The organism is Comamonas sp. UBA7528 (genome assembly GCF_002479375.1).
Taxonomy (GTDB): Bacteria; Pseudomonadota; Gammaproteobacteria; order Burkholderiales; family Burkholderiaceae_C; genus Comamonas.
In genome coordinates this window covers 126,133-138,335 of sequence record NZ_DLMU01000009.1, presented here as the reverse complement: position 1 = coordinate 138,335, position 12,203 = coordinate 126,133, and the positions used below count along the sequence as shown (strand labels likewise).

The following is a 12,203-nucleotide window of genomic DNA, read 5'->3' as shown; positions in this document are numbered from 1 at the left end:
ATGGCAACCATTGATATCAAGGTCCCCAATATTGGCGATTTCGCCGAAGTGGGTGTGATCGAACTGCTGGTCAAGCCCGGTGACACCGTCACCGTGGACCAGTCGCTGATCACCGTGGAGTCCGACAAGGCTTCCATGGAGATTCCATCCAGCCACGCGGGCGTGGTCAAGTCGCTGCTGGTCAAGGTGGGTGACAAGGTCGCTGAAGGCTCGGTCATCGTCGCGCTGGAAGCAGCGGGCGATGGCGCTGCTGCGGCCCCGGCCCCGGCGGCTGCACCGGCACCGAGCGCGGCCCCTGTGGCTGCAGCTCCGGCTGCCCCTGCTGCTGCGGCCGCACCGGCCCCCGTGGCCGCCAACTTTGGCGGCACCGTGGACCTGGACTGCGACGTGGTCGTGCTGGGCGGTGGCCCTGGCGGCTATTCGGCAGCGTTCCGCGCGGCCGACCTGGGCCTGAAGGTGGTGCTGGTCGAGCGTTACAAGACGCTGGGCGGCGTGTGCCTGAACGTGGGCTGCATTCCTTCCAAGGCGCTGCTGCACGTGGCGGCCGTGATGGATGAGGTCAAGCACCTGGAAGTGGCGGGCGTGAAGTTTGCCGCTCCGGAAGTGAACATCGACCAGCTGCGCGGTCACAAGGAAAAAGTCATCGGCAAGCTGACCGGCGGCCTGGGCCAGATGGCCAAGATGCGCAAGGTCACCATCGTGCGCGGCTACGGCAACTTTGTGTCGGCCAACCACATCGAGGTGGAAGAAACCACGGGTGACGGCCAGGATAAGACCGGCAGCAAGAAGGTGGTTCAGTTCAAGAACGCCATCATTGCGGCAGGCTCGCAGGCCGTGCATCTGCCCTTCATGCCCAAGGACGAGCGTGTGGTGGACTCCACCGGCGCGCTGGACCTGAAGGCAGTTCCGAAGCGCATGCTGATTCTGGGTGGCGGCATCATCGGCCTGGAAATGGGCACCGTCTACAGCACGCTGGGCGCACGCCTGGACGTGGTGGAAATGATGGACGGCCTGATGCAGGGCGCGGACCGCGACCTGGTCAAGGTCTGGCAGAAGATGAACGCGCCGCGCTTCGACAACATCATGGTCAACACCAAGACCGTGGCGGCCGAAGCAACGCCCGAAGGCATCAAGGTCACGTTCGAGCCGGCCAAGGACGGCGTCACCGTGCCCGAACCCCAGACCTACGACCTGGTTCTGCAAGCCGTGGGCCGCACGCCCAATGGCAAGAAGATCAGCGCCGACAAGGCGGGTGTGGCGGTGACCGACCGTGGCTTCATCGACGTCGACATCCAGATGCGCACCAATGTGCCCAACATCTTTGCGATCGGCGACATCGTGGGCCAGCCCATGCTGGCACACAAGGCCGTGCACGAGGCGCATGTGGCGGCCGAAGTCATCGCCGGCGAACTGCAGGGCAACAAGGAGCTGGCATCTGCCGCCTTCAATGCCCGCGTGATTCCGAGCGTGGCCTATACCGACCCCGAAGTGGCATGGGTAGGTCTGACCGAAGACCAGGCCAAGGCCCAAGGCATCAAGGTCAAGAAGGGCCTGTTCCCCTGGGCTGCGTCCGGACGCGCGATTGCCAATGGCCGCGACGAAGGCTTCACCAAGCTGCTGTTTGACGATTCTCCCGAAGCCCACGGCCATGGCCGCATCCTGGGCGGCGGCATGGTCGGCACGCATGCGGGCGACATGATCGGTGAAATCGCGCTGGCCATCGAAATGGGCGCGGATACCGTGGACATTGGCAAGACCATCCACCCCCATCCGACGCTGGGCGAGTCCATCGGCATGGCTGCGGAAGTGGCGCACGGTTCGTGCACGGATGTGCCGCCGGCACGCAAGTAAGCGAAGCAATCAGGCCTTAGGGCCTGGAACAAAAAAAGGCAGCCTGCGGGCTGCCTTTTTTTATGGTCTGTGCATGGCCCCGGATCTTCCGAGGGCCAGGGAGCAAGGGCGCAAGGGCGCAAGGGCGTGGGCTACGCGTGGCATGGCGCCCGGCGTGCTGGGTCTTCGGTGCAGGTGGTGTCGGGCAGCCGGTGTGCGTGCCGGTGGGGAGGGGGATTTGAAAGCGCCAAGAAAAAAGGCCGCAGAAGGTGTTCCCTTCTGCGGCCCGATTCCCTTCATGCGTGGTCAGAAGCGCGGGGTGTATTTCAGGGTGAACATGACGTTGCGTGGATCGCCGTAGGTGGCACCGGTGTAGCCGGTGTAGCCTGGGACGATGTAGCGTTTGTCGAAGATGTTGTTCAGGTTCATCGCGATGTTGATCTCGGGCGTGGCTTGGTAGGCGAGTCGCATGTTCCAGGTGGTGAAGCCGGGAATGTCGTTCTCGCGGTCGTAGTCCAGCGTGTGGCTTTGCGTGGTGAAGCCGGCGCTGGTGGTCAGGCGGTTCCAGTCGCCGGTGTGGCGGTAGGACGCCCAGACGCGCAGCATGTGCTTGGGGGTCCAGGTGCTGAAGACCTTGCCCTGGTTGTCGGGGTCGCTCAGGAACTTGGTGGTGTTGAAGGTGTAGCCCGCCATCAATTGCAGATTGCGCAGCACCTCGCCGCTCACCTCGGCTTCAACACCCTGGCTGCGCACCTTGCCGGATGCCGTGGAGCAGTACCAGCCGTCACAGGCAAAGCCGGATGCGATGTCGTCGACGGCGCGGTTTTTGTGGTCGTAGCGGAATACCGCGAGCGAGGTGTTGACGCGCTTGTCCATCAGCTCGCCTTTGATGCCTAGCTCGTAGTTCGAACCGATGACGGGTTCCAGCACCTTGCCCGCAGCGGTGCGTGCCGACTGCGGCTCGAACACGCTGGTGTAGCTGCCGTAGGCCGACCACTGGGGGGTCAGCGCGTACACCAGGCCGAAGTAGGGGACGACCTCGCCCGAGGTGTGCATGGCTTCGCGGGTGTCGAACAACGATGCTTGGTAGAACAGGTCATACCAGGCGACGCGGGCCCCCACGATGGCTGTCAGAGGCTCGGTAAGTTGTGCGCGCCAGCTGGCGTAGATGCCTTTTTGATGCACATCGTAGGAGGAGACGGATTGCCGGCCACCGGCCGCCAGCAGGCTTTCCTCGGTGGGCTTGGGGCGGTTGTGGTCGATGTCGAAGAGGTTGCCGCCCGATGTGAAGTTGCGGGTGTACTTGTCGTTGGAGGTGTACTTGGAATAGTCCGCGCCCAGCGTCACTTCGTGGCGCAGCCCCAGGGCATCGAAGCGGCCGTTCACAAAGGCATCCAGCCCGACCTTGTCGGTGTCGAAGCGGGTGATCCAGTCCGCGTAGGTCATTCCGCTGCCGTCCGCTGCCACGGTGCCATGCATGCGCTGGTGCGTGGAGTTGCTGTTCTCGTTCATCTTCAGGGCCGAGACCTTGAGCTTCCAGTCCGCGTTGAAGCGGTGGTTCAGATCGGCATAGACCGTGGTCTGCTTGAGGTGGGAACGGTTCCACGAGGCGCCGGTGAACGTGGAGCGGGACAGACCCACATCGCGACTGTCGGCCGCCAGAGGCACGCCGTAGATGAAGGGCCGTCCCTTGCTGTCCAGCTGGCTCACGCCCAGGCCCACGGTGGTATCCGGGCTAATGTCGTAGTCCAGCGCCGCATACAGCGACCGGGAACGATCGTTCACATAGTCGACAAAGGAGTGGCTGCGGGCTTCGTCCACGACGGCGCGACCGCGCAGCGTGCCTTCGGCGTTGAGCGGGCCGCCGGCGTCCAGCTGCACGCCGTAGCGGTCCCAGGAACCAGCACGGGTGGTCAGCGTCACGGTCTTTTCGGCCTGGCCGCGCTTGCGCACCAGGTTGACGGCACCACCGGGGCTGCCGGTACCCTGCAGCAGGCCCGATGCGCCGCGCAGGACTTCCAGCCGGTCATAGAAGGCCATGCCTTCCGAAGCCCAGTTGCCGAGCGAGTACATGTTGCGGGGAATCGCAACACCGTCGTATTGCCAGTTGTCGATCTGGAAGCCGCGTGCCGCCAGCACCATACCCTGTCCGACACCGGTGACGCCCACGGTGCCGGTGGCGATGTTGGCGGCCTGCTTGAGGTCCGTGATGCCCTGTTCATCGAGCTGCTTGCGCGTGAGCACGCTGATGGATTGGGGGATGTCCTTGAGCGCCTGGTCACCCTTGTTGATGCTCACCGCACGCGCGGCGAAGGAGTCCGTGCCTTCGGTGGTGGCGCTGCGCTCTTCCTGGGCTGTGACGGTCACCTGCGGCAGGGTGGCGGCGCCCGAGCTTTGCGACAGGCGCCGCACCACGACCGAGGTTCCCTCCACTTCGGCATACAGGCCGCTGCCTGCGAGCAGGCGATTCAGGGCTTCGCGCACGGTGAAGCGACCTTGCACGGCAGGGGCGTTACGGCCTTCGACCAGGGCGGGCTGCACCATCAATTCCAGGTGTGCCTGGCGCGCGAGCACGACCAGCGCCTGCGACAGCGGTTGCGCGGTGATCTGGATGTCCACCGGCGCGGCCTGTGTGGCGGGCGTGCTGCCCGATTGCGCCTGGACGGCGGTGGTTGCCAGAAGCAGGGTGACGGCCGCTGCCAGCGGCGCAAGATGGAATCGGAAACGGGACATGCGAACTTTCTCCAAAAGACACGAAACAGGAATCGTTCTCAGGGAGACGCATGGCGCTGCAAAATCCCAACCTGTATGCCGCAATTTTTTTTAAACGTGTCGCGCGGGCCCATGTTGCAACCCGGGCCGTGGTGGTGCCCAGGGCGGGTGTCAGTGGCTTGCCACGATTTCCGTCAGGTCCCCGTTTTCCTTCAGACGCACGGGAAGCACCTTGGGCAGGGCAGAGCGGAAATGGGTCAGTCTTTGCGGGTCAAAGGTGCCGGACAGGCGCAGCGCGCCGACTGCCGGGTCGCGCACCACCATGTGCGTGGGGGCGTAGCGTTCGAATTCCGCCAAGGCTGCGGAGAGCGGCACATTCTCCAGGTTGACCCGGCCGTCGCGCCACGGGGCGATGCCGGCTGCGGCAATCGCTCCCACGGGACCCAGGTGTCCATCGGCGCTGGCAAGCTGCTGGCCGGCCGTCAGCAGCACGGCAGCCGATTCCGGCGCGTTGCCGCCAGCCGATGGCAGCGGGCTCACGCGCACCTTGCCTTCCTCTACGGCGACGCGCACCGGGCTGCCTGCGGTGTTGCGCACGGCAAAGCGCGTGCCCACCACCGTCACCTTGGTGCTGCCTGCCACCACATCGAAGGGCCGGGAGGCATCTTTGTGCACCTCGAACACTGCCTGTCCTTCCGGCAGCTTCACCTCGCGGCGCTGGCGGTACAGGCTGACTTCGACGCGTGTCGCGGTATCGAGCCTGAGCTGGCTGCCATCGGGCAGCTGCACGCTCAGCTGCTGCCCGCGCTCGGTCTGGTACATCTGCGCGAACACGGGTTGCTGCTGCCAATGGTCCCAGGCCATATAGCCACTGCCGACCACCAGCGCCATGACCACGGCGGACAGGGCCGCGTGCGGGATGGCCCGCGGGATCAGCGCGGACCACCAGGGCGATGGGCGTTCTGTGGCGTGGGCCTTTTGGGCGGACTCCGCCAGGTCTTTCTTCAGTTGCAGGCGCAGTTGTTCAACGCCCGATGGCGGCAGGGCATCGAGCTGCCGCCAATCGGCCCGCCAGCGGGTGAAAGCGGTTTCACGGTCGGGGTGCCCGGCCAGCCACTGGCGGAAATCTGCGTTGGCGTAGGCCGCATCCGGGGCATCGCTGTAGCGCGCAAACCACTCCAGGGCCTCGGCATCGAGGTCGCTGTGGGGTGATTGGGCAATGGTGCGATCAGTCATGCGGATGCAAAAAGCCAGGGGCCATAGAAAGGTAGACGCACGAGTCTGCCAAAACCCAACGCCGGAAAAGCAAAGAAGTCGCACATTCTCATGGCTTGCTCCGGGGCGCAGCCGTGGACGGGTCGGAGGGGGCACTGCCCTGCATTTGTTCCTGGCGGGCCCGGCACGCCTGCATGCCCAGTTTGATATGGCGTTCCACCATGGTCACGGAGATGCCCATCTGGCGCGCCACTTCGGCCTGGGACAGTCCGTCGAACTTGTGCAGGATGAAGGCCTCGCGGCAGCGCAAGGGCAGCTCGCCGATGGCGGCCAGCAGCGCATCGACCGTTTGGGACGACATGGCGGCCACTTCTGGTTCCAGCGCTTCGGGGCCGGCGGTCCAGTCGGCTGCGTCGGTGGCGGCATCGCCGTCTGTCGCCGCGTAGGCGCCGCGCACTTCGCTGCGGCGGTACTGGTCAATCACCAAGTTGCGCGCGGTGCGGTACAGCAGCGCGCGCGGCTCGGTGATGGTTTCGCCAGACTGCTGCACGGCCAGCACGCGGGCATAGCTTTCCTGCGCCAGGTCTGCCGCCGTATCGCGGTCTCTGACCGTCCCTTGCAGGAACCTCAGCAGCTCTCGGTAATAGTGTGCGACCACGGGGCAGATCAGGGAGGGAGGGCGGCGTCTTCGTGGCGCATGCCGGTCAGGGCGACCGGTGACCACGTGGGGGCGAGTATACGTGTAAATGATATTCAATATCATTTGATGCGCAGCAACGGCGGGGGATGGTCTGGCCAGTGGACGGCATTGATGGCAATGGACTGTGCCGCCTGCACCAGGGGGCGATCAGTCGATGGCCTGCGTTACAGCGGCTGAGGGCAGGCGGCGTTCACGCCGGCGTCACGGTCTGGTTCGGCGGGACGGCATCTGCTTTTTTCGTGTGAGCTCATGCGCAAAGCTTTGTTGGCGTTCTGCTGCCTGGCACCTAGAGTCGCGCTCCTTGACCGGGTGCACCCCCGCACACGGCAATGACAGGAGCGAGAGTGTGAGTGCGATGAACAAGCGTGAATTTTTGCTGTCCGGCCTGAAGGCCGGTGCCGTGATCAGCCTGCCCGGTGGCTTGGTGGCCTGCGCCAGCACGGCGGGCACGCAGGTGCCCGTGGTGGAGACCGCGGCTGGCAAGCTGCGCGGCCTGCGCACGGCGCAAGGCTTTGCCTTCAAGGGTGTGCCGTATGGGGAGAACACCGGTGGCGCCAACCGCTTTCGCCCCCCGGTGGCCAAGCAGGGCTGGGCGGGTGTGCGCGATGCCACCGCGCATGGTGCCAGCGCGCCGCAGCCTGCCGTGCCCCCGGTGCCGGAGTTTGCCTGGTACTGGCCTACGGCGGTCACCAGCGAAGACAGCCTGTCGCTGGCCGTGTTCACCCCGGCGCTCGATGGCAAGAAGCGCCCGGTGCTGCTGTGACTGCACGGTGGTGGCTTTGCCACCGGTGCCGGTACGGCCCCTGGCTTTGACGGCAGCCACCTGGCCCAAGCGCAGGATGTGGTGGTGGTCTCCATCAACCACCGGCTGAATGTGTTCGGTTCCCTGCTGATCGATGCACCGGGCTTTGCGCCCGAGTCGGCCAACGTGGGCGTGCTGGACCAGGTGCTGGCGCTGCGCTGGGTGCGCGAGAACATTGCGCGCTTTGGGGGCGATGCAGGCAATGTCACCATCTTTGGCCAGTCCGGCGGCGCGGCCAAGGTCACGGCGCTGCTGGGCGCGCCGGCCGCCAAGGGCCTGTTTCACAAGGCCATTGTGCAAAGCGGCTCGGGCCTGTGGCGTCTGGCCAGCCGCGAGAAGGTGGCCCAGGCCAGCCACGGCCTGTTGCAGGAACTGGGCCTGGACCGTGCCAATGCCGCACGCATCCAGCAGTTGCCGGCCGAGCAGATCGTGGCCGCCTACGGCAAGTTGCTGGCCAAGACCGGTGGCGTGAGCGAATTCCGCCCCACGCTGGATGGCGTGGTGTTTTCCCAGGAGCCCTACGATCCCGTGGGCACGCCGCTGGCGGCCCAGGTGCCGGTGCTGGTGGGCTATGCCCAGCAGGAGGCCACGTTCTTTCTGGCTGGCAATCCCGCCAACTTTGCGATCAGCGAGGCCCAGCTGCAGGCACGGGTGCAGAAGTTCCTGCGCCTGTCCGGTCAGGCCAGCAGGGAGCTGCTGCAGAGCTACGCGGCCCAGTACCCGGGCAGCACCCCGTCGCAGCGCTTGATTGCGGTGGCCAGCGACTACAACTACAAGTTGCCCACCCTGGCCTTTGCTGACCGCCAGGCCGACCTGGGCGGTGCGCCGGTGCATGCCTATGCGTTCGACTGGACATCGCCCGCACGCCAGGGCGCGCTGGGGGCGGCGCACACGTCCGAAGTGCCTTTCATCTTCGGCACGCTGGATGCGGCCCGCAACCTGGTGCAGGACAGCCCCGATCAACTGCAGGTGCGCGACCGCATCGGCGCCATCTGGGGGCAGTTTGCCCGCAGCGGCAACCCCAGTTCCGAGCGCGCCGGTGTACAGCACTGGAGCCGCTATGAGCGCGGCCAGCGCGCCACGGCCCGCATCGGCAAGAGCTGGACGATGGTGGGCAACCCCGAAGCCCATGCCCGCCAGGCCCTGGCCCAGGTGCCGCTGTATGAGTACAGCTTCCCGGTGTCGTTCGTGCGGGATTGATGGCCCCTGCAGGGGTTGTGCGGCCCTGGCCTGTGGCACAGGGCCGCGCCTTGTGCATCCCGGGACTCCGGGACGGCGCAAAAGGCGGTGGCTTTACGCCTTCTTCAGGAACTCCGACTTCAGGATGAACGGACCCTGGTCGGTCTTGCAGTCCACGTCGTGGTCGCCGTTGTCATAGACCAGACGGATGCCTTTGATCTTGGTGCCTTTCTTGATGACGGTGGAGGAGCCCTTCACCTTCAGGTCCTTGACCAGCAGCACGCTGTCGCCGTCGGCCAGCGGGGTGCCGTTGGCGTCCTTGATGACGCGCGGGCCGCTGTCTTCATCGGCCGCGGCGTCGGCCTGGGCCGGCCATTCATGGGCACAGTCGGGGCAGATCAGCAGGGCGCCGTCGGGGTAGGTGTGGTCCAGGCCGCATTGGGGGCAGGCGGGCAGGGTGGAATCGCTCATGTCACGTTCGTTGTTACAAAAGCGAGAGCGTACAGGCTAGCGCAGTAGCGGACTGCCGGAGTGCGGATTGCGCGCTGTGGCAGGCGCTGCTGGATGCTGGCGTGCACCGATGCCCTTGCGAGAGTAAGCAAGGTGCCGGGTCGGAGGACCAGAAGACAGCGGTGCTTCCGTCGCACCGGTACGCAGTGTTGTGCAGTGCAGCATGCGTCGGGCATACTGTTTCCCGTGGGGGCCGGTTCCATGCTGCTGTTGGCATGGCGGGCTTTCGCAGGACAGGAGAGGCCATGCCGTGTACCGCTGACCGCATCCCCACCGGCGCTGCTGCCGGGCTTTGGCCGAAAGGGCGCCCATGCTGAGCGTGCTGGCCGTGGCCGTTTCGCTGGCGCTGCTGATGTTCCTGGCCTACCGGGGCGTGACGGTGCTGTTGCTGGCGCCGCTGATGGCGGCGGTGGCGGTGGTGCTGTCGGGTGACGGGCGCTGGTTGCTGCCGCTGTATACCGACACCTTCATGGCCGCGCTCAGCGGCTATGCGCTGCAGTTTCTGCCCTTGTTCCTGCTGGGTGCGCTGTTCGGGCGGCTGATGGCCGATTCGGGCGCGGCCAGTACCCTGGCGCACTGGATTGTGCGCACCCTGGGTAAGCAGTACGCCATACAGACCGTGGTGCTGGCCTGCGCGCTGCTGACCTATGGCGGGGTGTCGCTGTTTGTGGTGGCTTTTGCCATCTATCCGATTGCGCGCAACCTGTTTGAGGAGGCGCAGATTCCCAAGCGCCTGATCCCGGCCACGATTGCGCTGGGTGCGTTCACCTTCACCATGACGGCCTTGCCGGGCTCGCCCGCCATCCAGAATGCCATGCCCATTCCGTACTTCGGCACCAATGTGTTTGCGGCGCCGGGCCTGGGGATTCTGGCCGCGGCCTTGATTCTGGCGGGCGGTCTGTGGTGGCTGGGCCGGCGGGCGGCCTCCGCCAAGGCCGTTGGTGAAGGCTATGGCGACCACGACGAAGGCAGTGCCGATGCGGCGCAGACGCCCGAGCAGCAGGCGGCCGATGCCGCGCGCCACGCGCAGATTCCGCTGTGGATGGCACTGCTGCCGCTGCTGCTGGTGATAGGCGTGAACGCGCTGTTCACCTATGGCGTGTTTCCGCGCGTGGACCTGGGTTTTGTGAGCGAACGCTTTCCGGCGCTGGACCCGAGCCGGCTGGTGGGCCTGTGGGCGCTGGTGATTGCGCTGATTGCGGCCTGCACGGCGCTGGTGCTGCTGCGCCTGGGACGGTGGCACAACCTGAAGGACACGGTCAACCAGGGCGTGTTCGGCTTCATGCTGCCGCTGTTCAACACCGCATCCGAAGTGGGCTATGGCGCGGTGATTGCATCGCTGGCCGGTTTTGCGCTGATCCGCGATGCGGTGCTGCAGGTGTCCAGCAATCCCCTGGTGTCCGAAGCCGTGGCCATGAATGTGCTGGCGGGGATCACCGGCTCGTCGTCCGGCGGGCTGAGCATTGCGCTGCAGACCCTGGGTGCCGACTACCTGGCCATGGCCCAGGCCGCCGGCATCAGCCCTGCGCTGCTGCACCGGGTGGCGGTGATGGCGGCTGGCGGCATGGATACCTTGCCGCACTGCGGCGCCATCATCACCCTGCTGGCGATCTGCAAGCTCAACCACCGCCAGTCCTATGGCGACATTGCGGCGGTGACCATGCTGTTCCCGCTGCCGGCGCTGGTACTGGTGATTGCCCTGGGCACCTGGGTGGGCAGTTTCTGAGCGTGAGCCACGCCAGGGTGACTGCCTGGTAGGGCGGCTGCGCTGGCTTCCGGAGTCTTCGGTGCCCAAGGGCACGAGAGGGCAACGGAGGGGAGATGGAGGTGCCTGCGGCAGGGCGTACCGAGGGGAAAGCGCAAAAGATGCAGAAAAGCCGCCTGCGCCTATTGCAATGCAGCAAACCGGCCCGCATGTCCCCCGGTCCGGCGGTGCTGAGCTGGCATGCCGGTGGCATGCATTCCCTGGCCGCTGCCGGGCGGACATTCTCTTTCGATTGGCCCTTATGACCTCACTCCAGACTCCTTTCCACATTGGCTCTGTCACCCTGTCCAACCGCGTGGTGATGGCCCCGCTGACGCGCATGCGTGCCTTCGACGGCCGTGCGCCGGGTGCACTGCAGGCGACGCACTACCGCCAGCGTGCCGGCGCGGGGCTGATCCTGACGGAAGCCACGTCCGTGACGCCGATGGGCGTGGGCTACCCCAATACGCCGGGCATCTGGTCGGACGAGCAGGTGGCGGGCTGGAAGCAGGTGACCGAGGCCGTGCACGCCGAAGGCGGCAAGATTGCGCTGCAGCTGTGGCATGTGGGCCGCATTTCGGACCCCGAGCTGCTGGATGGCCAGCAGCCCGTGGCCCCCAGTGCCATTGCCGCCGAAGGCGAAGTGAATGTGCTGCGCCCCAAGCGCCCTTATGCCGTGCCGCGCGCGCTGGAGACGGCCGAGATTGCCGGCATCGTGCAGCACTTTGTGCAGGCTGCGCGCAATGCCAAGGCGGCCGGTTTTGACTTCATCGAAGTGCATGCCGCCAACGGTTATCTGTTCGACCAGTTCCTGCACGACGGCAGCAACCAGCGCACCGACCAGTACGGCGGCAGCATTGAGAACCGCGCGCGCTTTCTGCTGGAAACGCTGGATGCGCTGGCCCAGGAATGGCCGGCCGAGCGTATCGGCGTGCACCTGAACCCCATGAGCAACACGCACAGCATGCGCGACAGCGACCCGGTGGCGTTGTTCACCTATGTGGCCGAGCAGGTTGCGGCGCGCAAGCTGGGCTTCATCTTCTCGCGCGAGGAGCTCAAGGACGGCGTGCTGCCCATCGGCCAGCACATGCGCAAGGTTTTCAAGGGCACGTTCATTGCCAATGACGGCTTCACCCAGCAGCAGGCCGAAGCCGTGGTGGCCAGCGGCGCGGCCGACGCCGTGGCCTTCGGCCGTACCTTCATTGCCAACCCCGACCTGCCGGCCCGTTTTGCCCAGGGCGCGCCGCTGAATGCACTGAACGGTGCCACCATCTACAGCCCCGATGCCACGGGCTACAACGATTACCCGGCGCTGGAAGCCTGCACCGCAGACTGAGGCGGACCGCTGCCGCCGTGCGCAGTGCGCCGCCATGCCTGGCGGCCTGCTGTGCAGCGCTGCGCTGACCATTCCGAGGCCAGGCTTGTCAGTCTGGCCTTTTTTTGTGCCCGGCAGACAGCTAGGGCTGGTGGGGCAAGGCTGCGGGTGTTGAGCCGGGCTGAGCGAAGCTAGC

At 65.9% G+C, this 12,203-nt stretch carries 7 protein-coding genes and 1 pseudogene; 4 read left to right on the top strand and 4 right to left on the bottom strand.

The features are described 5' to 3' along the window. On the top strand, window positions 1–1,851 hold the full coding sequence (gene lpdA / locus B3349_RS11780; protein ID WP_291588813.1) for a dihydrolipoyl dehydrogenase: 1,851 nt from the start codon (window positions 1–3) through the stop codon (window positions 1,849–1,851). Window positions 1,852–2,136: 285 nt separating this feature from the next. On the opposite strand, the gene B3349_RS11775 is transcribed toward lpdA, so the two are convergent. From B3349_RS11775 to B3349_RS11765, 3 genes are all read right to left on the bottom strand, one after another. Beyond that, window positions 2,137–4,563, bottom strand: coding sequence for a TonB-dependent siderophore receptor (locus B3349_RS11775; RefSeq protein ID WP_291588812.1), 2,427 nt, complete (start codon window positions 4,561–4,563; stop codon window positions 2,137–2,139). Between the two features lie 150 nt (window positions 4,564–4,713). Then, window positions 4,714–5,778, bottom strand: coding sequence for a FecR family protein (locus B3349_RS11770; RefSeq protein ID WP_291588809.1), 1,065 nt, complete (start codon window positions 5,776–5,778; stop codon window positions 4,714–4,716). An 88-nt stretch (window positions 5,779–5,866) separates the two neighbouring features. After that, window positions 5,867–6,415: a sigma-70 family RNA polymerase sigma factor gene (locus tag B3349_RS11765; protein ID WP_291588807.1), complete on the bottom strand. Its 549-nt coding sequence runs from the start codon at window positions 6,413–6,415 to the stop codon at window positions 5,867–5,869. Window positions 6,416–6,611: 196 nt separating this feature from the next. Between B3349_RS11765 and B3349_RS11760 the strand changes: the two are divergent. Continuing rightward, window positions 6,612–8,459 (top strand): annotated as a pseudogene (locus tag B3349_RS11760) (carboxylesterase/lipase family protein). A 93-nt stretch (window positions 8,460–8,552) separates the two neighbouring features. On the opposite strand, the gene B3349_RS11755 reads toward B3349_RS11760, so the two are convergent. Further along, on the bottom strand, window positions 8,553–8,909 hold the full coding sequence (locus B3349_RS11755) for a zinc ribbon domain-containing protein YjdM (protein ID WP_291588805.1): 357 nt from the start codon (window positions 8,907–8,909) through the stop codon (window positions 8,553–8,555). 349 nt (window positions 8,910–9,258) lie between these two features. Here B3349_RS11755 and B3349_RS11750 point away from each other — a divergent pair, with 349 nt between their 5' ends. Further along, a complete protein-coding gene (locus B3349_RS11750; protein ID WP_291588804.1) occupies window positions 9,259–10,674 on the top strand; it encodes a GntP family permease in 1,416 nt (471 codons plus the stop codon). Between the two features lie 280 nt (window positions 10,675–10,954). Beyond that, window positions 10,955–12,028, top strand: coding sequence for an alkene reductase (locus B3349_RS11745; protein ID WP_291588802.1), 1,074 nt, complete (start codon window positions 10,955–10,957; stop codon window positions 12,026–12,028). Window positions 12,029–12,203 lie beyond the last annotated feature (175 nt).

What these genes read in the sequence shown, in the direction of transcription:
- B3349_RS11745 (WP_291588802.1), top strand. Translation starts at nt 10,955, where the DNA reads ATGACCTCACTCCAGACTCCTTTCCACATTGGCTCTGTCACCCTGTCC.
- B3349_RS11770 (WP_291588809.1), bottom strand. Translation starts at nt 5,778, where the DNA reads ATGACTGATCGCACCATTGCCCAATCACCCCACAGCGACCTCGATGCC.
- lpdA (WP_291588813.1), top strand. Translation starts at nt 1, where the DNA reads ATGGCAACCATTGATATCAAGGTCCCCAATATTGGCGATTTCGCCGAA.
- B3349_RS11750 (WP_291588804.1), top strand. Translation starts at nt 9,259, where the DNA reads ATGCTGAGCGTGCTGGCCGTGGCCGTTTCGCTGGCGCTGCTGATGTTC.
- B3349_RS11755 (WP_291588805.1), bottom strand. Translation starts at nt 8,909, where the DNA reads ATGAGCGATTCCACCCTGCCCGCCTGCCCCCAATGCGGCCTGGACCAC.
- B3349_RS11775 (WP_291588812.1), bottom strand. Translation starts at nt 4,563, where the DNA reads ATGTCCCGTTTCCGATTCCATCTTGCGCCGCTGGCAGCGGCCGTCACC.